The organism is Streptomyces sp. NPDC058157 (assembly GCF_042884105.1).
GTDB lineage: Bacteria > Actinomycetota > Actinomycetes > Streptomycetales > Streptomycetaceae > Streptomyces.
This window is the reverse complement of record NZ_JBHVUQ010000021.1, coordinates 1-21,926: the sequence shown is the minus strand read 5'-3', so window position 1 is coordinate 21,926 and position 21,926 is coordinate 1. Positions and strand designations below refer to the sequence as shown.

The 21,926-nt window shown below is 72.4% G+C and carries 24 protein-coding genes; 2 read left to right on the top strand and 22 right to left on the bottom strand.

The window, feature by feature from the left end:
• Positions 1-34 precede the first annotated feature (34 nt).
• Both tsf and rpsB read right to left on the bottom strand, forming a co-directional pair.
• On the bottom strand, positions 35-871 hold the full coding sequence (tsf, locus tag ACFVXK_RS07940) for a translation elongation factor Ts (protein WP_389610657.1): 837 nt from the start codon (positions 869-871) through the stop codon (positions 35-37).
• 134 nt (positions 872-1,005) lie between these two features.
• Positions 1,006-1,875, bottom strand: a complete 870-nt coding sequence (rpsB, locus tag ACFVXK_RS07935; RefSeq protein WP_389610656.1) for a 30S ribosomal protein S2 — start codon at positions 1,873-1,875, stop codon at positions 1,006-1,008.
• A 250-nt stretch (positions 1,876-2,125) separates the two neighbouring features.
• Between rpsB and ACFVXK_RS07930 the strand changes: the two genes are divergently transcribed.
• On the top strand, positions 2,126-2,644 hold the full coding sequence (locus tag ACFVXK_RS07930) for a M23 family metallopeptidase (RefSeq protein WP_389610655.1): 519 nt from the start codon (positions 2,126-2,128) through the stop codon (positions 2,642-2,644).
• Here the strand turns inward: ACFVXK_RS07930 and ACFVXK_RS07925 are convergent.
• The 18 genes from ACFVXK_RS07925 to proS form a co-directional block, all read right to left on the bottom strand.
• Positions 2,634-3,191, bottom strand: coding sequence for a TetR/AcrR family transcriptional regulator (locus ACFVXK_RS07925; RefSeq protein ID WP_389610691.1), 558 nt, complete (start codon positions 3,189-3,191; stop codon positions 2,634-2,636). The genes ACFVXK_RS07930 and ACFVXK_RS07925 overlap by 11 nt on opposite strands.
• 92 nt (positions 3,192-3,283) lie before the next feature.
• A complete protein-coding gene (whiG, locus tag ACFVXK_RS07920) occupies positions 3,284-4,120 on the bottom strand; it encodes an RNA polymerase sigma factor WhiG (protein WP_389610654.1) in 837 nt (278 codons plus the stop codon).
• Between the two features lie 239 nt (positions 4,121-4,359).
• Positions 4,360-5,487: a DNA-processing protein DprA gene (dprA, locus tag ACFVXK_RS07915; RefSeq protein WP_389610653.1), complete on the bottom strand. Its 1,128-nt coding sequence runs from the start codon at positions 5,485-5,487 to the stop codon at positions 4,360-4,362.
• 281 nt (positions 5,488-5,768) lie between these two features.
• Positions 5,769-7,394 carry a YifB family Mg chelatase-like AAA ATPase gene (locus ACFVXK_RS07910; RefSeq protein ID WP_389610652.1) on the bottom strand — a complete coding sequence of 542 codons (1,626 nt, stop codon included), beginning with the start codon at positions 7,392-7,394 and terminating at the stop codon, positions 5,769-5,771.
• Positions 7,394-7,765 carry a YraN family protein gene (locus ACFVXK_RS07905; RefSeq protein ID WP_389610651.1) on the bottom strand — a complete coding sequence of 124 codons (372 nt, stop codon included), beginning with the start codon at positions 7,763-7,765 and terminating at the stop codon, positions 7,394-7,396. Before ACFVXK_RS07905 ends, ACFVXK_RS07910 begins: the two co-directional genes overlap by 1 nt.
• Before the next feature lie 135 nt (positions 7,766-7,900).
• On the bottom strand, positions 7,901-8,209 hold the full coding sequence (locus tag ACFVXK_RS07900) for a DUF2469 domain-containing protein (protein WP_014675276.1): 309 nt from the start codon (positions 8,207-8,209) through the stop codon (positions 7,901-7,903).
• A gap of 55 nt (positions 8,210-8,264) precedes the next feature.
• Positions 8,265-8,768 carry an NUDIX hydrolase gene (locus ACFVXK_RS07895; protein ID WP_389610650.1) on the bottom strand — a complete coding sequence of 168 codons (504 nt, stop codon included), beginning with the start codon at positions 8,766-8,768 and terminating at the stop codon, positions 8,265-8,267.
• Positions 8,758-9,519: a signal peptidase I gene (lepB, locus tag ACFVXK_RS07890; RefSeq protein WP_389610649.1), complete on the bottom strand. Its 762-nt coding sequence runs from the start codon at positions 9,517-9,519 to the stop codon at positions 8,758-8,760. Before lepB (ACFVXK_RS07890) ends, ACFVXK_RS07895 begins: the two co-directional genes overlap by 11 nt.
• 60 nt (positions 9,520-9,579) lie before the next feature.
• Positions 9,580-10,476, bottom strand: coding sequence for a signal peptidase I (lepB, locus tag ACFVXK_RS07885; protein ID WP_389610648.1), 897 nt, complete (start codon positions 10,474-10,476; stop codon positions 9,580-9,582).
• 113 nt (positions 10,477-10,589) lie between these two features.
• Positions 10,590-11,342, bottom strand: coding sequence for a signal peptidase I (lepB, locus tag ACFVXK_RS07880; protein ID WP_389610647.1), 753 nt, complete (start codon positions 11,340-11,342; stop codon positions 10,590-10,592).
• Between the two features lie 67 nt (positions 11,343-11,409).
• Positions 11,410-12,135 (bottom strand): signal peptidase I, encoded by a 726-nt coding sequence (gene lepB / locus ACFVXK_RS07875; protein WP_389610646.1) that lies wholly within the window; start codon positions 12,133-12,135, stop codon positions 11,410-11,412.
• A gap of 44 nt (positions 12,136-12,179) precedes the next feature.
• Positions 12,180-12,530, bottom strand: a complete 351-nt coding sequence (gene rplS / locus ACFVXK_RS07870; RefSeq protein WP_030227407.1) for a 50S ribosomal protein L19 — start codon at positions 12,528-12,530, stop codon at positions 12,180-12,182.
• 133 nt (positions 12,531-12,663) lie between these two features.
• Positions 12,664-13,485, bottom strand: coding sequence for a tRNA (guanosine(37)-N1)-methyltransferase TrmD (gene trmD, locus ACFVXK_RS07865; protein WP_389610645.1), 822 nt, complete (start codon positions 13,483-13,485; stop codon positions 12,664-12,666).
• Complete coding sequence (rimM, locus tag ACFVXK_RS07860) at positions 13,485-14,063, bottom strand: ribosome maturation factor RimM (protein WP_389610644.1); 579 nt, start codon at positions 14,061-14,063, stop codon at positions 13,485-13,487. The genes trmD and rimM overlap by 1 nt, the downstream gene beginning before the upstream one ends.
• Before the next feature lie 78 nt (positions 14,064-14,141).
• Positions 14,142-14,381: an RNA-binding protein gene (locus tag ACFVXK_RS07855; RefSeq protein WP_042810017.1), complete on the bottom strand. Its 240-nt coding sequence runs from the start codon at positions 14,379-14,381 to the stop codon at positions 14,142-14,144.
• 2 nt (positions 14,382-14,383) lie between these two features.
• Positions 14,384-14,821, bottom strand: a complete 438-nt coding sequence (gene rpsP / locus ACFVXK_RS07850; RefSeq protein ID WP_042810018.1) for a 30S ribosomal protein S16 — start codon at positions 14,819-14,821, stop codon at positions 14,384-14,386.
• A gap of 213 nt (positions 14,822-15,034) precedes the next feature.
• Positions 15,035-15,631, bottom strand: a complete 597-nt coding sequence (locus tag ACFVXK_RS07845; RefSeq protein ID WP_389610643.1) for a hypothetical protein — start codon at positions 15,629-15,631, stop codon at positions 15,035-15,037.
• 202 nt (positions 15,632-15,833) lie between these two features.
• Positions 15,834-17,246: a proline--tRNA ligase gene (gene proS, locus ACFVXK_RS07840; protein ID WP_389610642.1), complete on the bottom strand. Its 1,413-nt coding sequence runs from the start codon at positions 17,244-17,246 to the stop codon at positions 15,834-15,836.
• 131 nt (positions 17,247-17,377) lie between these two features.
• Between proS and ACFVXK_RS07835 the strand changes: the two genes are divergently transcribed.
• Complete coding sequence (locus ACFVXK_RS07835) at positions 17,378-18,085, top strand: methyltransferase type 11 (RefSeq protein ID WP_389610641.1); 708 nt, start codon at positions 17,378-17,380, stop codon at positions 18,083-18,085.
• 3 nt (positions 18,086-18,088) lie between these two features.
• Here ACFVXK_RS07835 and ftsH read toward each other — a convergent pair whose 3' ends face one another.
• Positions 18,089-20,020, bottom strand: a complete 1,932-nt coding sequence (gene ftsH, locus ACFVXK_RS07830) for an ATP-dependent zinc metalloprotease FtsH (protein ID WP_389610640.1) — start codon at positions 20,018-20,020, stop codon at positions 18,089-18,091.
• Between the two features lie 117 nt (positions 20,021-20,137).
• Positions 20,138-21,712, bottom strand: a complete 1,575-nt coding sequence (ffh, locus tag ACFVXK_RS07825) for a signal recognition particle protein (protein WP_389610639.1) — start codon at positions 21,710-21,712, stop codon at positions 20,138-20,140.
• Positions 21,713-21,926 lie beyond the last annotated feature (214 nt).

Below are 21,926 nucleotides of genomic sequence, written 5' to 3'. Positions count from 1 at the left end.
ATCGGGGTCCGGTGTCCGTCGCGTACGGACGGACTCAGATGCCGACCTTGATGCGGGTGAAGCGCTTCAGGGTGACACCGGCCTCGTCCAGAACCTTCTGGACGGACTTCTTGTTGTCCAGCGCGTACGGCTGGCCGAGCAGCGTGGCGTCCTTGAAGAAGCCGTTGACGCGACCCTCGACGATCTTGGCGATCGCGGCCTCGGGCTTGCCCTCGGCGCGGGTGGTCTCCTCGGCGACGCGGCGCTCGGACTCGACGATCTCGGCCGGGACGTCCTCGGCGGTGAGGTACTTCGGCGCGAAGGCGGCGATGTGCTGGGCGATGCCCTTGGCCAGGTCGGCGTCGGCCTTGTCCAGCTCGACCAGGACACCGATCTGCGGGGGCAGGTCGGGCATGGTGCGGTGCATGTAGGAGGCCACGAAGGCACCCTCGTACGCCGCGAAGCGGTCCAGGACGATCTTCTCGCCGAGGTTGGCGTTGGCCTCGTCCACGAACGCCTGGACGGTCTTGCCGGCCTCGATCTCGGACGCCAGCAGCGCCTCGATGTCGGCGGGCTTGGTGGCGGCCACGTGGGCGGCGAGCTGGTCGGCGACGGCCAGGAACTTCGGGCTCTTGGCCACGAAGTCCGTCTCGCACTTGAGCTCGACGAGCACGCCGGAGGTGGCGTCCTCGGAGATCAGGGAGGTGACGGCACCGTTCTCGGCGGAACGGCCCTCGCGCTTGGCGACGCCCTTCAGGCCCTTGACGCGCAGGATCTCGTTGGCCTTGGTGACGTCACCGTCGGCCTCGACGAGCGCGTTCTTGCAGTCCAGCATGCCGGCGCCGGTGAGCTCGCGGAGCTTCTTGACGTCAGCGGCGGTGTAGTTCGCCATGAGTCTGTGATTCTCTCTCGAAGTCGTAGATCTACGGGTGAACGGCGGAGGAGCGCGCTCGTCGCGCGGCTCCCCCGCCGTCATCGTCCGTGCTGCGAGTGCCCGGCGGATGAACGCCGGGCGCTCTCAGTGGGTCAGGCCTGCTCGGCGTCGGCGGCCGGGGCCTCGACGGCCGGAGCCTCGGCCGCGGGGGCCTCGGCGGCGGGGGCCTCGGCGTCAGCCTTCTTCTCGCCCTCGAGCAGGTCGCGCTCCCACTCGGCGAGCGGCTCGGCGGCGGCCTTCTCGCCCGGCTTCGAGTCACCGGTCGCAGCGCCGGAGCGGGCGATGAGGCCCTCGGCGACGGCGTCGGCGATCACGCGGGTGAGCAGGGTGACGGAGCGGATGGCGTCGTCGTTGCCCGGGATCTTGTAGTCGACCTCGTCGGGGTCGCAGTTGGTGTCGAGGATCGCGACGACCGGGATGTGCAGCTTGCGCGCCTCACCGACGGCGATGTGCTCCTTCTTGGTGTCGACGATCCAGACGGCGCTGGGAACCTTCGACATCTCGCGGATACCACCGAGGGTCTTCTCCAGCTTGGCCTTCTCGCGGGAGAGGACCAGGAGCTCCTTCTTGGTGAGACCCGAGGCGGCGACGTCCTCGAAGTCGATCGCCTCAAGCTCCTTCAGACGCTGGAGGCGCTTGTAGACGGTGGAGAAGTTGGTGAGCATGCCACCCAGCCAGCGCTGGTTGACGTACGGCATGCCGACGCGGGTCGCCTGCTCGGCGATGGCCTCCTGCGCCTGCTTCTTCGTACCGACGAACATGATGGAACCGCCGTGCGCGACGGTCTCCTTCACGAACTCGTAGGCGCGGTCGATGTACGACAGCGACTGGAGCAGGTCGATGATGTAGATGCCGTTGCGCTCGGTGAAGATGAAGCGCTTCATCTTCGGGTTCCAGCGACGGGTCTGGTGACCGAAGTGGACGCCGCTCTCCAGCAGCTCCCGCATCGTTACGACGGCCATGGCCATCTCCTTGGTTTCTCGGTTTTGGTTCCTGACGCCCCGCCGCGCCCTGCCCCATGAAGGGACCGAGAGACGCTGTCGCCCGACCGGAACCGGTCGGCGCTGGGGCGTGCGAAGTCGACCCGGTGACCCGGATCGCCACAAGAAGTGTACGGGACCCGGCGGTATGCCGGGTGACGCCGTTGTCCACACCCTTTCGCCCGTCCACAGGCGGGGGCGGGCCGCCGGTCCCGCGCGGGACCCTGGGCGCATGACGACGACACTGCTGCTCACCCTGCTGTTCGCGCTGTCCGGGGCGCTGGTCCCGGCCCCTGGCGCCGTGCCCGCCGAGGGGGCCTTCCGGGCGGTCAGGCCCCTGCCGGCGCCGCTGTCCGTCGCCCGCTGGTGGGACCCGCCCCCGACCCCGTACGCGGCGGGGCACCGGGGGGTGGACCTGTCGGCGCCGGCCGGGGCGCAGGTGCGGGCCGTGGGGCCGGGGCGGGTCCACTTCGCGGGGCCGGTCGCGGGCCGGGGCGTGCTCTCCCTCACCCTCCCGGGCGGGCTGCGGACCACCTACGAGCCGGTGCGGCCGCTGGTGGCGGAGGGGGAGGCGGTCACCGCGGGACAGGTGGTGGCGGTGCTCACGGAGGGCTCCCACTGCCCGGGGCCCTGTCTGCACTGGGGGCTGCTGGCGGGCGAGGACGCCTACCGCAACCCGCTGGCCCTGCTCCCCCGGTCCGCGCCCCGGCTGCTGCCGTCCGCCCCGGAGGCGCCCGCGCTCAGCCGCTGATGCCGCGCAGGGCCATCGAGACGGCGGTGGTGGTGATGACGGCCGGGTCCTCGGCGGCGCCCAGCTCGATCCGGCGGGCCGCGGCGTCCACGACCCCCTGGAGCAGCATCGCGGCCAGCCGGGGCTCGGGCCGGCCGAGGGACTCCAGCGCCTCCACGATCATGGCGACGAGGCCGCCGTGCGCGGCGCGGATCTTCTCCCGGGCGCCCGCGTCCAGCTCGCCGGCGGAGATGGCCACCACCGCCCGGTGCCGGCGGTCGCCCACCAGCTCCAGCTGGCTGCGCACGTACGCCTCGATCTTCCCCTCGGGGGTCTCGGCGGCCTCCATGGCGGCCTCGATCTCGGCGGCCCAGACGGGGAAGTCCACGGCGCACAGTTCTTCGACGACGGCCGCGCGCGACTTGAAGTACTCGTACACGGAGGACCGGGCGAGACCCGTGCGCTCCGCGAGGGCGGGGAAGGTCAGGGCCTCGGTCCCGCCTTCCGACAGCAGGGAACGCGCCGCGTCCAACAGGGCGCCGCGCTGCATCGACCGGTGCTCGGCCACGGAGGCCGCTCGAATCCTGGGCACGTCACCACTGTACGGAGGGTGCGCAAGCTCCACCGGCCGTCCGGCTCCCGTCCGCCGCCGGGGGCGGCTCAGCGGCCGACGTCGGCGAGTTTGGCGCGCAGCTGGAGCACGGATTTGGTGTGGATCTGGCTGACCCGGCTCTCGGTGACGCCCAGGACGTTGCCGATCTCGGCAAGGGTGAGGCCCTCGTAGTAGTAGAGCGTCACGACGGTCTTCTCCCGTTCGGGGAGGGTGTTGATGGCCCGGGCGAGGAGCCGGCGCAGTTCCCGGTCCTCGGCCACCTCCACCGGGTCGTCGGCGGCCGTGTCCTCCAGGGTGTCCATCAGGGAGAGGCGGTCGCCGCCCTCCCCGCCGACGTGCAGCAGGTCCTCCAGGGCGACCACGTTGGCCAGGGACAACTGGCTGAAGACGGTGTGGAGTTCCTCGACGCCGATGCCCATCTCCCCGGCGACCTCGCCCTCCGTCGGGGTGCGCCGCAGCTGGGCCTCCAGCGTGGCGTAGGCGCGCTCGACGGCGCGGGCCTTCTGGCGGACGGAGCGCGGGATCCAGTCCAGCGCGCGCAGCTCGTCGATCATCGCGCCGCGGATGCGGGTGATCGCGTACGTCTCGAACTTGATGGACCGCTCGATGTCGAACTTCTCGATCGCGTCGATCAGTCCGAAGACCCCGGAGGAGACGAAGTCCGCCTGTTCCACGTTGGGCGGCAGGCCCACGCTGACCCGGCCCGCCACGTACTTGACCAGCGGCGAGTAGTGCAGGATCAGCTGCTCCCGCAGCCGTTCGTCACCCGAGTCCTTGTATGAGCGCCAGAGCAGCTCCAGGGACGAGGGCTCGGTGGACCGCACGCCGCCACGGGCAGCGGGTGGCACCGAAGCGCGGTCGGACCCTGAGGTGTGCTGGGGCATGCTTCGCCTTTGCCGGAGCGGGATTCCTTGGGAGCGTAGCGTGACGGAAGTGTCGCGGTGCGCGAAGAGTACGGGATGCCGCAGGGGCGCAGGGGCGTCCCGACCCGCGGGGGCGGCCCGGGACCGGCGCCTCGCGCACGGCCCGGGCGGCCGCCTCGGGGAAGACCGCGTCTCTCATCGCCTTCACTCTTTCACCGGAACGCCCCAGGTCAACGACCGCCTCGCCGGACGGCTCCGGATTACGCCCCTCCCTTCGGTCCGGGGCGGGTCAACCGCCAGGCGTCGCCCTGCCGTTCGACGAACCCCAGAGAGTGAAGTTCGTACAGTCTGCCGATGACTTCATCGGTACCGGTGCCCGCGGCGAGGGAGATCTCCTCCACGTCGGCGGGCCGGCCGGCAGGGAGGGCTTCGAGTACCCGCGCGGCCGCGGGATCGAGCAGGTCGCGGGCGAGGACGGGGCCGCGCCGGACGGGGGCCAGCTCGCCCATGTCCCCGACCAGTTCGACCACCTCGGCGGCGTCGGTGACCAAAACGGCCTCGCCCCGCAGCAGCTCGTGCACCCCGGCCGAGAGGCCGCTGGTCGCGGGGCCCGGGACACCCATGGTGAGGCGGCCCAGCCGCTGGGCGCGGCGGGCGGTGACGAGGGAGCCGCTGCGCCGGGCGGCCTCCACGACGACGGTCCCCCGGGTGAGGGCGGCGATGACGCGGTTGCGCAGGACGAACCGGCTGGGCGTGGGATGGCTGCCGGGCGGCAGCTCGCCGAGGACCAGCCCCTGGCGGGTGATCCGGCCGAGCAGCCCGGCGTGTCCGCGGGGGTAGACGGTGTCCACCCCGCAGGCCAGTACCGCGGCCGTGGCTCCGCCGGAGGCCAGCGCCCCGCGGTGGGCGGCGCCGTCGATCCCGTACGCGGCCCCGGAGACCACCACCCAGCCCCGCTCGGCGAGCCCGGCGGCCAGGGTCTGCGCCATGTGGGCCCCGTACGGGGTGCAGGCGCGGGCCCCGACCACGGCGACGGAGCGCAGCGCCCAGGTCCGCAGGTTCGGCCGGCCCCGCAGCCACAGTCCGACGGGCCTGGCGTCGCCGAGGTCGTCAAGCTGGGTCGGCCACTCCGGTGTGCCCGGGCAGACGAACCGGACGCCGTCCTCGGCTGCCCGTTCCAGGTCCCGCGCGGGCTCCGCGAGCGCCGCCCGCCTGCGGTACCCGGCGAGCCGCTCGGGGCCGACCCCGGTCAGCGGCCCGGGGGCCGAACCGGGGTCGCGCCCGGTCAGCAGCCGCATCAGGGCGACGGCCCCGAGCTCCCGCAGCCAGCGCCCGCCCTGCTCGTCCCCGGGCTCCAGCACCCGCGTCAGCGCGGCCCGCGCCGACATCTCCGCCTCGCCCTCCCCTGCGCCGAGCCATGCGGTACCCCGCGGACCGGCGCCCTCTTGCCCGGCGGCCCCGCGCCCGGCCTCCCACTGCCCGGCGGCGGCCGTCCGTGCGCCCGGCGGTCCGGCGTCCGTCCGACCGGCATCCGGCCGCCCGGCGGCGTCCGTCCGGGAGCCCGAGGATCCGGCGTCCCGCCGGCCGGCATCCGGCGGTCCGGCGGCTTCCGTCCGTGCGCCCGGCGGTCCGGCGTCCGGCGGTCCGGCGTCCGGCCGCCCGGCGGCGGTCACGGCCCCGCCCCCAGGACCTGCGCCGCGCCGCGGGCGATCCCGGTGCGCAGCTCCAGTGCCACGGCCGCGTCCAGCGCCTCGGGGCGGTCGCGGCCGCGCAGGTCGGCCACGGTCCAGGCGACCCGCAGTACCCGGTCCAGCCCCCGGGCGGTGAGCAGCCCGCGCTCCATCTCCCGCTCGGCCTGGGCCAGGGCTCCGGGGCCGGCGGGCCAGCGGGTGCGCAGCTCGTGTCCGGGCACCTCGGCGTTGAGCCGCCAGGGGGTGCCCCCGTACCGGGCGGCGGCCCGCTCCCGGGCCTCCCGCACCCGGTCGACGACAGCCCGCGTGCCCTCGCCCCGGCCACCCCGGCCCAGCAGGTCGGAGCGGGTGACCGGCTCGACCTCGACCCTGAGGTCGACCCGGTCGAGCAGCGGGCCCGACAGCCGGGCCTGATAGCGCCGGATCACGGAGGAGGGGCACTCGCAGCCGGACCCGCCCAGGGTGTGCCGACCGCAGGGGCACGGGTTGGCCGCGAGGACCATCAGGAAGCGGGCGGGCAGCCGTACCACCCCGGCGGCCCGGGCGATGACCACGTGCCCGGCTTCGAGCGGCTGGCGCAGGGCGTCGAGGACCTTGGCGCTGAACTCGGCCGCCTCGTCCAAAAAGAGAACGCCCTTGTGGGCCAGGGAGACCGCGCCCGGCCTGGGGATCCCGGCGCCGCCGCCGACCAGGGACTGCATGGTCGCCGAGTGGTGCGGGGCGCAGTAGGGGGGCCGGGAGACCAGTGGTTCGCCGGGCGGCAGGATTCCCGCGACCGAGTGGACGGCCGTCACCTCCAGGGAGTCCTGGCGGGTGAGCGGCGGCAGGATCCCGGGCAGCCGTTCGGCGAGCATCGTCTTGCCGGCGCCCGGCGGCCCGCTGAGGAAGAGGTGGTGGCCCCCGGAGGCGGCCACCTCCAGGGCCCGGCGGGCGCCGTGCTGGCCGGCCACGTCGGCGAGGTCGGGGAGGTCCGGGCCCGCCTCCGCGCCCCGGGCCAGGCCCGCCCCGAATCCGGCGCCGGGCAGGAGCAGTCCGGCCAGCATCGGGTCGGGGCGCCCCTGCGCCTCCGGCGGGTCCTCCTCGGGTACCGGCGCGTCGGTCAGCACGGCGATCAGCTGCCGCAGGCTGCGCACGCCCAGCACCGACACGTCCGGGACCAGGGTGGCCTCGGCGGCGCACTGCTGGGGCACCACCACCTGCCGGTACCCCGCCTCGGCGGCGGCGACCACGGCCGGCAGGATCCCCCGCACCGGGCGGACCCGGCCGTCCAGGCCCAGCTCCCCGATCAGCACGAGGTCGGCGATCGCCCCGGGGTCGACCACCTCGGCGGCCCCCAGGACGGCCGCCGCCACGGCCAGGTCGAAATGGGCCCCGGACTTCGGCACGGAGGCCGGGCTGAGTCCGACCGTGAGCTTCTTCTGCGGCCAGGGCGCGCCGGAGTTCACCACCGCGGCCCGTACCCGGTCCCGGCTCTCGACCAGGGTCTTGTCGGGCAGCCCCACCAGGGTGAAGGCCGCCACGCCCGGTTCGAGGTCGGCCTGGACCTCCACGACGACGCCCTCGACGCCGACCAGGGCCACCGAGCAGGTCCGTGCGAACCCCATCAGGCGGCCCCCCTGACGTGCTCCACCACGGGCGCGCCGCGCCTGGGCAGCAGGACCCCGACCAGGTCGATCCGCACCCCGCCCGGCGGCGGCCCCCCGTGGTCGGCGAGCCAGCGCCCGGCGAGCCGGCGCAGCCGCTCGGCCTTGCCGGCCCGGACGGCGGCCATGGGGTGCTCGAAGTCCCCCGTACGGCGGGTCTTGACCTCGCACACGACGAGGGCGTCCCCGTCCCGCGCGACGATGTCGATCTCCCCGGCCCGGCACCGCCAGTTCCGGGCGATCACCGTCATCCCCGACTCGGTGAGCCGCCGTACGGCGAGCTCCTCGCCGTATCGGCCCAATGCCTGTCGTGCCACGCCCTTCGCGTTCATCCGGCACCACCTCCGGCACCGACGATCGCGCGTCCCGGCCCACCGAGTGGATCTTGGTGGACAACCCGGGCGTTGTGGAGGGAGCGCTCACCCTCACGAGTGAGAAAAGGGCCCCGAAGGGCCCTCTCGGCCGGATCAGCCGCCCGGCAGTTCGAGGTCGCTCTTGTTGAGCTCCTCGATGTTCACGTCCTTGAAGGTCAGCACCCTCACCTGCTTGACGAAGCGGGCGGGCCGGTACATGTCCCAGACCCAGGCGTCGGCCATCGTGACCTCGAAGAACACCTCCCCCTGGACCGAGTGCACCTGCATCTCGTAGTCGTTGGTGAGGTAGAAACGACGTTCCGTCTCGATCACGTACTTGAACAGCCCGACGACGTCGCGGTACTCCCGATAGAGCTTCAGCTCCATCTCGGTCTCGTATTTCTCGAGGTCCTCGGCGCTCATGGCATGTTCCCCTTCAGCCGTGCGTCCCCCTATTGTGCGCCAGCGCCGTGCGCCCCTAAACGATTTCCGGGGGCAGGACCACCGGAGCGTCCGGGGGACCGTCGTCGAGCAGCGTCCTCAGCAGCCCGGCGAGCTTGGTCGGGTACACCGTCTCACGGGCCGCGAGAAGTTCCTCGGAGGTCCACCACCTCGCCCCCGTGACGCTGCGCCGTTCCAGCTCGGTGAGCCCCGTCGGCGCGGTGCCGGTCTGGGCGGTCCGGGCCAGGAAGTACCACTCGTCCTGCTCCCAGCGCCTGCCGTCGAAGGGGAAGGAGCAGTAGCGGTGCCACAGCACGGGCCCGAGCTCCACCTCGGTGATCCCCGTCTCCTCCGCGAGCTCGCGGAGCGCGGCCTCCTCGCGGGTCTCGTCGCCCTCCAGCCCGCCGCCCGGGGTGAACCACCAGGCGTCGGAGGGGTCGTCCGGCTCGAAGCCGTGCAGCAGCAGGATCCGGTCCGCGGGGTCCAGCAGGATCACCCGGGAGACCTTCCGCGGCGGTCGCGCGCCCCGCTCAGCGTCCACCGGGACGCCCCCGTCCCCGTCCGCGCCCCAGGACCCGGGCCACCGGCCCGTAGGCGGCCCCCAGGACGACGAGGGCGGCACCGGCCACCACCGCGCCCACCTGGAGCCGCAGCGGCCCGGGCTGCGAGGTCCCGCCGGGCAGGGCGGCGAAGACCTGCGGCCGCTCCAGCATCCCCGTGTTCGGCCAGGCCAGGGCGTCGACCCGGGCCACGACGGCCGACCGGGGAACCGTCCCCTGGCCGGCGTCCTGGAGGTGGGCCCGCGAGTCCAGGGAGCCCGAGCGCCGGTCGCCCATCAGGAAGAGGTTGCCCTCGGGCACGGTGACCTCGAAGTTGGTCGTGCCCGCGGCCAGCGCGTCGCGCCCGGCCTGGTCCACGTACGACTCCTCCAGCGGCTTTCCGTTCACGGTCAGCCGGCCGCCCTGCCCGCAGCAGCCGACGGTGTCGCCGCCGATGGCCACGACCCGCTTGACCATGGGCGAGTCGCTCCACTGCGAGTCCTTGAAGACGACCACGTCCCCGCGGTGCACCTCGGCGCCGCCGATCCGCTGCGCCAGCACCCGGTCACCGGGCTGCACCGTGGGGACCATGGAGTTCGTCGGGACCGTGTAGGGCTGGTACACCAGCGCTCCCCAGACGAAGCCGCCGAGGAAGAGCGCGAAGCCGATGGCCACGGCGATGCCCGACAACGCGTTGCCGAGCCCGCCGCGGCCGTCTCTGCCGCTCGCGCGTATTGCCTGTGTTCCGCCCATCGGTGCGCCCCCATACCCGGAGATGGCCGCCACCCGGCGATGGCCGGCCTGGGCGGCACCCTACCCGGCGGTAGGCGTCTTGGTCAGCCTCCGCCGGCGCCACAGGACGATCGGCACGGCGCCCACGAGCCCCAGGGCCGCCGAGTTGACGTCGGCCACGCCGAGGCCGGAGGCCTGCGGGGAGTGCAGGGGGGCCGGGAGCTGCTTGTCGATGCCCTTCTGGTCGAAGGTGTCCGGGACCGGCAGGGTGGCCCAGCGGGTGACCGGCCAGGCGACGACCACCGCGCGCCCGACGACGTCCGAGACGGGCACGAAGCCCTGGGTGGAGTCCTGCATGTGGTAGCGGGAGTCCTGGGAGTTCTGGCGGTGGTCGCCCATCACCCAGATCTTGCCCTTGGGGACGGTGACCGGGCCGAACGGGGCGTCGTCGCAGGGGGTGTTGCCGGGGTAGATGTACGGCTCGTCCAGCGGCTTGCCGTTGACGACGACCGGTCCGCCCCGCTTGCACTCCACGGTGTCCCCGCCGATGGCGATGGTCCGCTTGATCAGGTCCTTCTCCTCGGCGGACGGCATCAGGCCGATCCAGCTGAGGACCTTCTGCACGACGTTGGGCTCGGGGGTGGGCTCCCCCTCCAGCCAGTGCGCGGGGTCGTGGAAGACGACGACCTCGCCGCGCTCGGGCTCCGAGCCGAACCAGGGGGTCAGCTTGTCCACGAGCACCCGGTCGCCGCGCTGCAGCGTGTTCTGCATCGAGTCGGACGGGATCGAGAACGCCTGGACCAGGAAGGTCTTGATCAGCAGGGCCAGCACCAGGGCGATGCCGATGAGGAGCGGGAGCTCCTTCCAGAAGGAACGGTGCTGCTTCTCCTCCGCAGCCGCCTCGTCGGTCTCGTGCGTGACGGCATCGTCCGGCCGCTCCTCGCCCTCATCGCGTCCGGATCGAGCGCCTACCGCCACATCCCCCACATCCACTCCTCACTCGGAAACGACCGCCCGCGCCGGATCGGGAGCGGGCCCTCCCCTCCCTTAACGAGCGGGAGTTCCCTAAGGCGCGGGAGACCGGGAACACACTATGCGAACGCGGTGCCCCGGCGGCGACGGCCGGGCCGCTGCCGCCGCCCGGCACGGGCGGGATCCGGAACGTCGAGGAAGGTCGCGGGCTGCTCCAGCCGGCGCCAGTGCCCGAACGGCCAGGCGATCACCACGGCCTGTCCGACCACGCCCTTCTCGTCGATGGTGCCCTCGAACGCCTCGTCGAGGTGGTAGCGGGAGTCGGCCGAGTTGGCCCGGTGGTCGCCCATCACGAAGAGGCGCCCGGCGGGTACGTGCACCTCGAAGGGGATGTCGGAGGGCGAGTTCCCGGGTGACACGTAAGGCTCATCGAGCGGACGTCCGTTGACGGTCACCCGTCCCCGGTTGTCGCAGCAGGCCACGGTGTCGCCGCCGGTGCCGATGACGCGCTTGATCAGGTCCTGCTCGTCGGCGGAGGGCAGCAGGCCGATGAAGGTGAGGGTCTGCTTGATCTGCTTCACCCCGGCCGGGTCCGGGGCGGGCCGGGCCGCCTCGCCCTTGAGCCATCCTCCGGGGTCCTTGAAGACGACGACGTCGCCCCGCTCGACCTTGGAGCCGAACCACGGGGTCAGCTTGTCCACCAGCACCCGGTCGCCGATCCGGATCGTCTGCTCCATCGAACCGGACGGGATGAAGAACGCCTGGACCAGGAAGGTCTTGAGGAGCAGGGCTATGCACAGGGCCACCGCCACCAGCAGCGGCAGCTCGCCGACCCGCCGGGTGCGCCGGCGCCGGCGCTGCTTGCGCGCCATCCGGCGCCGCTGGGCCCGGCCCCCGCCCTCCGCCGGCTCCGGCCGGGGCTCCGGCGGGCGCCCCCGGCTACCCATGCGGGCCCCCGGTGGCGGGCGCCGGGGGCAGCGAGCCCCAGCGGGACATCGGCCAGCCGATCCAGTCGGCCCGCCCGATCACCTTCTCCACCGGCACCATCCCCCCGCCCGGCTCGCCCAGGTGGTCGCGCGAGTCCCGGGACTGGGAACGGTGGTCGCCCATGACCCACAGGGTCCCCAGCGGGACGACGATGCGGAACGGCACCTCGGAGGGGACGTCCCCGGGGTACAGGTACGGCTCCGCCACGGGCTTCCCGTTGACCTGGATCCGGCCGCCGGCGTCGCAGCACACCACGTCGTCCCCGCCGACCCCCACGACCCGCTTCACGAAGTCAGTGTCGGAGGGCTCCGCGAGCCCCAGCGCCGAGGCGGCCCCGTGCAGGGCGTCGCCGACCGGGTTGCCGCGGGCGGGTTCCCGTACGAAGGACCCGGTGCCGTCGAAGACCACCACGTCCCCCCGCTGCGGGGTCGCGCCGAAACGGTACGCCAGCTTGTTCACCAGGATCCGGTCGCCGACCTTCAGGGTCGGCTCCATGGAGCGGCTCGGGATCAGGAAGGGCTGGACCACGAAGTTGCTGACCAGCAGGAGGAAGACCGTGCAGGCCGCGCCGAGCGCCCCGGCCCGGCGCCAGGACCTGGAAACAGCAGAGCGCGACCGCCCCTCCCCCTGTTCGGGGGAGGAGTGGCCGCGCTGTGTGAGCTCTGCTTCGGTGTCCATCGGGGTGGAGCCTATCCGGCCTTCCCGTGGACCCGGAGAGGAGATCAGCGGTCGCGCTTCTCCTTGATCTTCGCGGCCTTGCCGCGGAGCTCACGGAGGAAGTACAGCTTGGCGCGACGCACGTCACCGCGGGTGACGAGCTCGATCTTCTCGAAGATCGGGGAGTGGACCGGGAAGGTACGCTCCACGCCGACGCTGAAGGAGACCTTGCGGACCGTGAAGGTCTCCGAGACGCCGGAGCCCTGGCGGCGGATGACAACACCCTTGAACTGCTGGATACGGGAGCGGTTGCCCTCGATCACGCGGACGTGCACGTTGATCGTGTCACCCGGGCGGAAGGCCGGGACGTCCGTACGCAGGGAGGCGGCGTTGACGCCATCGAGCAGGTGAGACATGAGTTCGTCTGCTTTCTTCGCACGACGCCACAGGTCGCCGGTGCGGGGTTTCCGTAGAGAATTCGAGAGCCGTGTCACCCGGCGGACGACGATCCCCCTGTGGCAGGGGCGTACGCGAGCACACAGCAGCCGCCTATTCTTCCACGACCTCCGGCCTGCGCCAAAATCGGCCGTCTCCGGACGGTTTCCAGCCCAGGATGCTCAGGATCTCGCGGTCCTTCTTGTCGAAGGCGGAGGCCTCGCAGCGCTCGATCAGGTCGGGCCGGTTCCGCGCGGTGCGGCGGAAGGCCTCGTCCCGGCGCCAGCGGGCGATCTTCCCGTGGTGACCGCTGAGCAGCACGTCGGGGATCTCCCGCCCGCGCCACTGCGGGGGCTTGGTGTAGACGGGGCCTTCCAGCAGGTTGGCCATCTCGCCGGGGGCGAAGGAGTCGTCGCGGTGCGATTCGGCGTTGCCGAGGACCCCGGGCAGCAGCCGGGCGACGGCCTCGGTGACGACCAGGACGGCGGCCTCGCCGCCCGCCAGCACGTAGTCGCCGATGGAGACCTCGTAGACGGGCATGCGCGTGGCGTACTCGTCCATGACGCGGCGGTCGATGCCCTCGTACCGGGCCGGGGTGAAGATCAGCCAGGGTCGCTCGGAGAGCTCGACGGCCAGTTCCTGGGTGAAGGGCCGGCCGCTGGGGGTGGGGACGACCATCACGGGGCCGTGCGCGCCGGACTCGTAGCCGTCGGCCAGGGCCGCGTCCAGGGCCTCGCCCCACGGCTCGGTCTTCATGACCATGCCGGGGCCGCCGCCGTACGGGGTGTCGTCGACCGTGTTGTGCCGGTCGTACGTCCAGTCGCGCAGGTCGTGCACGTGGACGTCGAGCTGCCCGCGGGCCCGTGCCTTGCCCACGAGGGAGACGTTCAGGGGCTCCAGGTACTCGGGGAAGATCGTGACGACGTCGAGCCGCATCAGGCGTCGTCCCCGGACTTCTCGGCCTCGGGGGAAGCCTCGGCGTCACGCGCGGAGGCGACCTCGGCGCGGTCGTCGATCAGCCCCGGCGGCGGGGTGATGACGCAGCGCTGCTCCTCCAGGTCGATCTCCGCGACGATCTCCTCGACGAAGGGGATCATCACCTCGGAGCCGTCCGGGCGCTCGACGATGAACAGGTCCTGCGAGGGCAGGTGGGAGATCTCGGTGATCCGGCCGATCTCGGTGCCGTCCTCCAGCACCACGTCCAGGTCCATCAGCTGGTGGTCGTAGTACTCGTCCTCCTCCTCCGGCAGCTCCGTGGGGTCCACGTCCGCGATGAGGAGGATGTTGCGCAGCCCCTCGGCCGCGGTGCGGTCCTTGACCCCCGCGAACCGCAGCATGAGCCGGCCGCTGTGCACCCGGCCCGTCTCGATGGTCAGGGGACCGGCCGACGCCGGGTCGGTGCGGAGGACCGCGCCGGGCGAGAGTCGCAGCTCCGGCTCGTCGGTCCGCACCTCGACGGTGACCTCACCCTTGATCCCGTGGGCGCGGCCGACCCGCGCGACTACCAGCTCCACAACTCTCTCCTGTTCAGACGACGACGGGCCGGGGCGGGCACGAATGCCCTCCCCGGCCCGTGCCGGTGATTCAACTGCTCAGCGGACCTGGTCCACGTCGACGAGGTCGACGCGGATCCCCCGCCCGCCGATGGCGCCCACGACGGTACGCAGTGCACGTGCGGTGCGGCCGTTGCGGCCGATCACCTTCCCGAGGTCTTCGGGGTGCACCCGGACCTCGAGCACCTGCCCGCGGCGCAGGTTGCGCGAGGCGACCTGCACGTCGTCGGGGTTGTCCACAATGCCCTTTACGAGGTGCTCAAGAGCCTCCTCGAGCATGCTCAGGCCTCGGTCGACTCGGCGGCGGCGTCAGCCTCGTCCGCCTTCTTGTCGGCCTTCTTCTTCTGCGTGATGGCCTCGCCCTTGGCCTCGCCGATGCCCTCGAGGGCCTTGGCGAACTCGTCGAAGGAACGACGCTTGTCTTCCTTCGTCGCCGGCTGCAGCAGCGGCGCGGGGGCCGGGAGGCCCTTGTGCGCCTGCCAGTCACCGGTGAGCTTCAGGATGGCGAGAACGGCGTCGGTGGGCTGGGCGCCCACGGAGAGCCAGTACTGCGCGCGCTCGGCGTTGACCTCGATGCGCGAGGGGTTGTACGTCGGCTGGTAGATGCCGATCTCCTCGATCGCGCGGCCGTCCCGGCGGGTGCGGGCGTCGGCGACGACGATGCGGTAGTGAGGGGAGCGGATCTTACCGAGGCGCTTGAGCTTGATCTTGACTGCCACTGGAGTGGTGTCTCCTGAACTTGACGTGGTTGGGCACTTGAGATGCCACGTGGGGTTGCGGTACTCGGGTGCCCGATGGACGCGTCAGCCGGAGGAGAGAGGGGTCCTATGCGACTGTCGAGTACAGCTGCCCATTGTGCCACATGCCTGCGGCGCCTCCGAGCGGGGAGGATCACTGCGGATCACCACCACCCGCCCGCCGGGGGCGCCGCGTCAGGAAGCCGCCGCGGTGGCGACCTCGGGGATGCGGAACGGCTTCATGCAGCCGCCGCACACGATCGGCGCCTGGGCCAGGACGGAGGGCACGACCCGGACGTTGCGCCCGCAGTCGCAGACCGCCTTGACGCGCACGCCGCCGCCGGAGGAGCCGTGCCGGGCGGCCGGACCTCGGAAGCTGCGCTTGGTGTCGGCGGCCGTGGCGACCATGTGCGCCTTGAGGGCGCGCTGGAGCCGCTCGATCGTGGGCCGGTAGCGCTTCTTGGCCTCGGGATTGAGGAAGACCAGGGAGAACCCGCTGCTCGCGTGCGGCTCCTCGGAGTGGTCCAGCCCCATCTCCTCGGCGATCGCGAGGAATCTGCGGTTGTGGTAGCGGCCCGCTCGCGAGGTGTCACGCACTCCGCGGGCGGCCGCGATGCCGTGGACTGCCTCGTGCAGCAGTCGCTCGAAGGAGAGCTCGGCGCCACAGGCGGACGAGGACTCTCCGATCAGGGACTCGGGCGCGGCAAGGTCAGGCAGCTCGGGGTGGTACCGCTGAATGTCGGCCCACGCCTGCGCCAGCTCTGCGGCGAGAACAGGTGGTGTCGTGCTCACGTCGTGACAACGAGCCGGGGTGCCCCGGTGTTCCGATTCCGGGCCATTCCAAATTTTTTGCACGTACCAGTCAGTTCACTCTCATGCGTCCTGACGAGGACGGGTGCGCCGATCCCAGGAGGAGTCGGTACGTAACGCCGGTGAAAAGAACCAGCCCCCGGCGTGCGGACGGAGCCGCGCGCCGGGGGCGTGGAGCTGGAACTCAGTACGAGCGCGCGACGATCGCGAGCGTACCGGGAGCGTCGTCGGCCTCGGGAACCGACCCGTCCTCGGCCACCAGGCAGCGGACGGTCACGGCCTGCTCGCCGAGCTTGGCCTCGCCCTCCGGGCCCAGGACGCTCCACGGGATCCGCGCCCAGCCGCCGGCGAGGGCGGCCTCGGAGGCCTCCTCGATGGTGGCGACGTCGGTCGTACGGGAGATCCGGCGCTCGCGGGACTCGCGCAGCAGCTGGGCCTGGTCCTCGTCGAGCACCTTGGGCAGCAGGTCGGCCAGCGCTTCGATCTGCACCGGCTCCTTCCCGCCGGGGATGCGGCGGGCCAGCATCGCGGTGCCGTTCTCCAGGTCGCGGGGGCCGATCTCGATGCGGACCGGTACGCCCTTGAGCTCCCAGTCCACGGCGCGGCGGCCGAAGGGGGTGTCGACGCGGTCGTCCACGTGCACGCGCAGGCCCGAGGCCTTCAGCTGGGCGCCGAGCTCGCGGACCTTGGCCACGGCCTCGTCGCCCTTGATCGCCATGACGACGACCTGGACGTGCGCCAGGCGCGGCGGGACGCGCAGGCCGTTGTCGTCGCCGTGGGACATGATCAGGCCGCCGACCATACGGGTGGAGACGCCCCACGAGGTCTGCCAGACCATCTCCTGCTGCCCCTCCTTGGAGAGGTAGGAGGTGTTGAAGGCCTTGGCGAAGTTGGTGCCGAGCTCGTGGCTCGTGCCCATCTGCAGGGCCTTGCCGTCGCCCATCATGCCCTCGAGGGTGAGGGTGTTGATGGCGCCGGCGAAGCGCTCCTTGGGGGTCTTGCGGCCGAGCACGACGTCGATGCCGAGCACGTTGGTCATGAAGTCGCCGTACACGTTCCGGTGGATGTGCGCGGCGTAGTCGCGGGCGTCCTCGTACGTGGCGTGGGCGGTGTGGCCCTCCTGCCAGAGGAACTCGCTCGTACGGAGGAAGACGCGGGGGCGCATCTCCCAGCGGACGACGTTGGCCCACTGGTTGATCAGCAGGGGCAGGTCGCGGTAGCTCTGGACCCACTTGGAGAAGTAGTCGTTGATGATCGTCTCGGAGGTGGGCCGGACGACGACCGGCTCCTCGAGCTCCTTGCCGCCGCCGTGGGTGACGACCGCGAGCTCGGGGGCGAAGCCCTCGACGTGCTCCGCCTCCTTCGTCAGGTACGACTGCGGGATGAACAGCGGGAAGTAGGCGTTCTGGGCACCGGCTTCCTTGATCCGGGCGTCCATCTCCTGCTGCATCCGCTCCCACAGGCCGTAGCCGTACGGTCGGATGACCATGGTGCCGCGGACCGGACCGTTGTCGGCCAGCTCGGCCTTGTTGATCAGATCCTGGTACCAGCGGGGGAAATCCTCCGCCTGCGGGGTGAGAACGGGTGCCTTTGCCATGGCGCGAATGGTACGGCGCCGGGCACCGGATGCGTGAATCGGGTGGCGCACTCCTCTGGACGCGGGGGCCGATGGGGAGTTCTCTGGCAACGGGGGCAAGGGGGCGAGACGGAATCAGGAGCGCTCTTTCGATGACACCGACGCCGACGGCGACGCTCGTCGCCCGGGACTGGGCGGAGATCCAGGAACGGATGCTGGTACCGCTGTACGAGGCGGTCTACGACCGGCTGGAGGTCGGGCCGGGCACCCGGCTGCTGGGCCTGGGCTGCGGGGCCGGGCTGGCCCTGCTGCTGGCCGCCGGACGGGGCGCCGCCGCCACGGGCGTGGAGGCCGACCCGGCCCTGCGGGCGCTGGCCCGGGAGCGGCTGCTGGAGGTGGTGGCCGCTCCCCCGGTGCCCGCGGCGCGCCCCTACGACGTGCTGCTGGCCTTCGAGCCCGGCCCGGGCGTGCTGGCGGCGGCCCTGCCGTCGGTGCGGCGGGGCGGGGCGGTGGTGCTGGCCGGCTGGGGGCCGGCCGAGCGGTGCACGGTGCCGGCGGTGCTGGGCGGCGGGCCGGTGGTCCGGGACCTGGACGCGGTGGCGGAGGGGGCCGGGCTGGTGCCGGACGGGTCGGGGCGGGTGTTCTGCCCGTTCGGGTACGCCGACGCGGACAGCGCCGTGCGCGGGCTGCTGTCGACCGGGCTGTACCCCGTCGCGGGGACCGGGGCCGGGCCCTGTTCGGCGGCGGACCCGGCGCTGGCGGAGAAGGAGCTGGCGGAGGCGCTTCACCCGTACGAGCGGTCCGACGGCGCCGTGTGGCTGCCGAACATCCTCCGGTACGTCATCGCCCGGGTGGCCTGACGTTCAGTGCGTGCCGTGGTCCTTGGCGAGGCGGGGGACGCCGGCCGCCTCGTAGGCCGCGTGCTCGTCGAGGGTCTCGGCGGCCAGCAGGGCTTCCGCCAGGGCGTCGAGCTTCGGGCGGTGCTCGGTGAGCAGGCGGCAGGCCTCCTCGTAGCACTCGTCGACGATCCGCCGCATCTCGTGGTCCACGGCGTCGAGGGTGGCGGGGGCGGCGGTCAGGCCGTACGGGCCCTGGCCGTCGGACGGGATCGCGGTGAGGCGGCCGACGCGCTCGCTCATGCCCCAGCGGCCGACCATGCCGCGGGCGATGTTGGTGACCTGTTCGAGGTCGCTCTCGGCGCCCGTGGTGATCACGTCGTAGACCACGTGCTCGGCCGCCATGCCGCCGAGCGCGCCGATGATGCGGCCCCGCAGGTAGGGCTCGGTGTAGGCGTAGCGGTCGGCGTCGGGGGTGGAGAGGGTGACGCCCAGCGCGCGGCCGCGCGGCACGATGGTGATCTTGCGGACGGGGTCGGCGCCCGGCTGGAGCATGCCCAGCAGGGCGTGGCCGCTCTCGTGGTAGGCCGTGCGGCGGCGTTCCTCCTGGGGCATCACCAGGGGGCGCTCGGCGCCCAGCTGGACCTTCTCCAGGGCGTCGGAGAGGTCGGCCTGGGTGACGGCGTCCTGGCGGCGCTTGACGGCCAGCAGGGCGGCCTCGTTGGCGAGGTTGGCGAGCTCGGCGCCGGTCATCCCGGGGGTGGTGCGGGCCACCTGGGCCAGGTCGACGCCGGGCACCAGGGGGATGTCGCGGGTGTGGATGCGCAGGATCGCCTCGCGGCCCGCCTTGTCGGGCGGTGAGACCGCGACCGTGCGGTCGAAGCGGCCGGGGCGGGTCAGGGCGGGGTCGAGGACGTCGGCGCGGTTGGTGGCGGCGATGACGACCACGCCCTCGGAGCCGGAGAAGCCGTCCATCTCGGTGAGGATCTGGTTGAGGGTCTGCTCGCGCTCGTCGTGGCCGCCCATGGCGGCGGAGCCGCCGCGGGCCCGCCCGATGGTGTCGATCTCGTCGATGAAGATGATCGCCGGGGCCACCTTGCGGGCCTCGGCGAACAGCTCGCGCACCCGGGAGGCGCCGACGCCGACGATCATCTCGATGAACTCGGAGGCGGAGGCCGAGAAGAACGGCACCCCGGCCTCGCCCGCGACGGCCCGGGCGAGGAGGGTCTTGCCGGTTCCGGGCGGCCCGGCGAGCAGCACGCCGCCGGGCATGCGGGCGCCGAGCCTGCGGTACTGCTCGGGGTGCTTGAGGAAGTCCACGACCTCGCTGAGCTCGCCCTCGACCTCGTCGATGCCGGCCACGTCGTCGAAGGTGGTGCGTTGGGCGCCCTCCAGCTCGACGGGTTTGGGCGGGGCCTTGCGGCCGAATCCGCCGGCCCCGCCCAGGGCGGAGCCCATCCGCCGGGCGATGAGCAGCCACAGGGCCACGATCAGCAGCATCGGGGCGAGGGAGATCAGCAGGTTGGCCAGGAAGCTGCGCTGTTCGACGACCGGGGAGGCGGTGACGGTGACGCCCTTGGAGGTGAGTCCGGTCCACAGCTGGTCGTCGGCGAAGGCGGGGCGCTGGGTGACGAACTTGCGGTAGTCGCCGTGGCCGCCGGGGACGGGCTGCTTGTTCTTCAGCTCGCCCTGGATGGCGTCGCCCTTGGAGTAGATCTTCTCGACGTTGCCGTCGGTGACCTGCTTGCTGAACTCGGTGTACGAGATCGTCGGCCCGTCGCCCTCGTTGAAGAAGGACAGCACGACGTTGGTGATCAGGTAGACGATCAGGGCGGCGAGGATCAGCCCGCGCCAGCCGCCGGGCGGCTTCCTGCGGGGCGGCGGGCTGGGCGGGGCGCCCTCGGAGCGCCAGGGGGTGTCGGCCCGGTCGCGCGGCGGTACGGGGGTGGGGCTGGGCACGGGGGCGCCTCCTTATGCCGTCCTCCCGGCCGACCATAAGGGACAAACCTCCCCCTTGCCCGCGCAGCGGAAGGGCCCCGCCGTGCGTGCACGACGGGGCCCCCGGGCTGTGACCGCCTACTTCATGAACTTCTTGAACTCGTCCGGCAGGTCGAAGTCCTGGCCGGGCTGGCCGCCGCCCGCCGGGAGGCCGAACGGGTTGCCGCCGGCGGCGGGGAGGGCGGGCTGGCCGCCCTGCTCGCGCCGGGCCGCCGCCGCGGCCTCCTCTTCCTTGCGCTTCATCGGGTTGCCGCTCTTGCGCTTGCCCTTGGCCTGCTTGACCTGCTTCTTCTGCCGGCCGGGGCCGCCGCCCATCCCGGGGATGCCGGGCATGCCCGGCATCCCGCCGCCCTGGGCCATGCGGGACATCATCTTGCGGGCGTCGAAGAACCGCTCGACGAGGTTCTTGACGGCGCTGACCTCGACGCCGGAACCCTTGGCGATACGGGCGCGGCGCGAGCCGTTGATGATCGTCGGGTCCTGGCGCTCGGCCGGGGTCATCGACTTGATGATCGCGGCGGTGCGGTCCACGTCGCGCTCGTCGATGTTGTTGATCTGGTCCTTGATCTGGCCCATGCCCGGCAGCATGCCGAGGAGCTTGGAGATGGAGCCCATCTTGCGGACCTGCTCCATCTGGGCCAGGAAGTCGTCGAGCGTGAACTCCTTGGGGCCCTTGGCGAGCTTGGCCGCCATCTTCTCGGCCTCGGCCTGCGAGAAGGTCTTCTCGGCCTGCTCGATGAGGGTGAGCATGTCACCCATGTCGAGGATCCGGCCCGCCATGCGGTCCGGGTGGAAGGCGTCGAAGTCGTCGAGCTTCTCGCCGTTCGAGGCGAACATGATCTGCTTGCCGGTGACGTGCGCGATGGAGAGCGCGGCACCGCCGCGGGCGTCGCCGTCGAGCTTGGAGAGCACCACGCCGTCGAAGCCGACGCCGTCGCGGAAGGCCTCGGCGGTGTTGACCGCGTCCTGACCGATCATGGCGTCGACGACGAAGAGGATCTCGTCGGGGCTGACGGCGTCGCGGATGTCCGCGGCCTGCTGCATCAGCTCCTGGTCGATGCCGAGGCGGCCGGCGGTGTCGACGATGACGATGTCGTACTGCTTGGTGCGGGCGTACTCGATCGAGTCCTTGGCCACCTGGACCGGGTCGCCGACGCCGTTGCCCGGGGCGGGCGCGTAGACGGCCACGCCGGCGCGCTCGGCGACGACGCTGAGCTGGTTGACGGCGTTGGGGCGCTGGAGGTCGCACGCGACGAGGAGCGGGGAGTGGCCCTGCCCCTTGAGCCAGAGGCCGAGCTTTCCGGCGAGGGTGGTCTTACCGGCACCCTGGAGACCGGCCAGCATGATCACGGTCGGCGCGGTCTTGGCGAAGCGGAGGCGGCGGGTCTCGCCGCCGAGGATGGAGACCAGTTCGTCGTTGACGATCTTCAGGACCTGCTGGCCGGGGTTCAGCGCCTTGCTGACCTCCTCGCCGCGGGCCCTTTCCTTGACGTTCGCGATGAACGAGCGGACGACGGGGAGCGCGACGTCGGCCTCGAGGAGGGCGATACGGATTTCCCGCGCCGCAGCGTCGATGTCCTGCTCGGAGAGGCGGCCTTTGCCCCGGAGGGACTTGAAGGTCGCGCTGAGGCGGTCGGAAAGCGTATCGAACACGGTGGTCGCGATTCCTCGGGTCGGGGGCGTGATGGTCGCCCCCCAGGGTATCCGGCCCCGCCGCTCCCCGGGGGCGGGGTCGCGGGCCGCTGCGCGCAGCCGTCTCCCCGCCCCGCCCTTTCACCGTTTCTCCCCCAGCTACCGCCGGGAGGTACCCCCAGGGGCTCCGCCCCAGACCCCGCGCCTCAATCGCCGGCGGGGCTGACATCAGCCC

Coding starts and splice junctions, on each gene's coding strand:
- tsf (WP_389610657.1), bottom strand. CDS start 871: ATGGCGAACTACACCGCCGCTGACGTCAAGAAGCTCCGCGAGCTCACC.
- rpsB (WP_389610656.1), bottom strand. CDS start 1,875: ATGGCCGTCGTAACGATGCGGGAGCTGCTGGAGAGCGGCGTCCACTTC.
- ACFVXK_RS07930 (WP_389610655.1), top strand. CDS start 2,126: ATGACGACGACACTGCTGCTCACCCTGCTGTTCGCGCTGTCCGGGGCG.
- whiG (WP_389610654.1), bottom strand. CDS start 4,120: ATGCCCCAGCACACCTCAGGGTCCGACCGCGCTTCGGTGCCACCCGCT.
- dprA (WP_389610653.1), bottom strand. CDS start 5,487: ATGTCGGCGCGGGCCGCGCTGACGCGGGTGCTGGAGCCCGGGGACGAG.
- ACFVXK_RS07910 (WP_389610652.1), bottom strand. CDS start 7,394: ATGGGGTTCGCACGGACCTGCTCGGTGGCCCTGGTCGGCGTCGAGGGC.
- ACFVXK_RS07905 (WP_389610651.1), bottom strand. CDS start 7,765: ATGAACGCGAAGGGCGTGGCACGACAGGCATTGGGCCGATACGGCGAG.
- ACFVXK_RS07900 (WP_014675276.1), bottom strand. CDS start 8,209: ATGAGCGCCGAGGACCTCGAGAAATACGAGACCGAGATGGAGCTGAAG.
- lepB (WP_389610649.1), bottom strand. CDS start 9,519: ATGGGCGGAACACAGGCAATACGCGCGAGCGGCAGAGACGGCCGCGGC.
- lepB (WP_389610647.1), bottom strand. CDS start 11,342: ATGGCGCGCAAGCAGCGCCGGCGCCGGCGCACCCGGCGGGTCGGCGAG.
- lepB (WP_389610646.1), bottom strand. CDS start 12,135: ATGGACACCGAAGCAGAGCTCACACAGCGCGGCCACTCCTCCCCCGAA.
- rplS (WP_030227407.1), bottom strand. CDS start 12,530: ATGTCTCACCTGCTCGATGGCGTCAACGCCGCCTCCCTGCGTACGGAC.
- trmD (WP_389610645.1), bottom strand. CDS start 13,485: ATGCGGCTCGACGTCGTCACGATCTTCCCCGAGTACCTGGAGCCCCTG.
- ACFVXK_RS07855 (WP_042810017.1), bottom strand. CDS start 14,381: ATGCTCGAGGAGGCTCTTGAGCACCTCGTAAAGGGCATTGTGGACAAC.
- proS (WP_389610642.1), bottom strand. CDS start 17,246: ATGGCAAAGGCACCCGTTCTCACCCCGCAGGCGGAGGATTTCCCCCGC.
- ACFVXK_RS07835 (WP_389610641.1), top strand. CDS start 17,378: ATGACACCGACGCCGACGGCGACGCTCGTCGCCCGGGACTGGGCGGAG.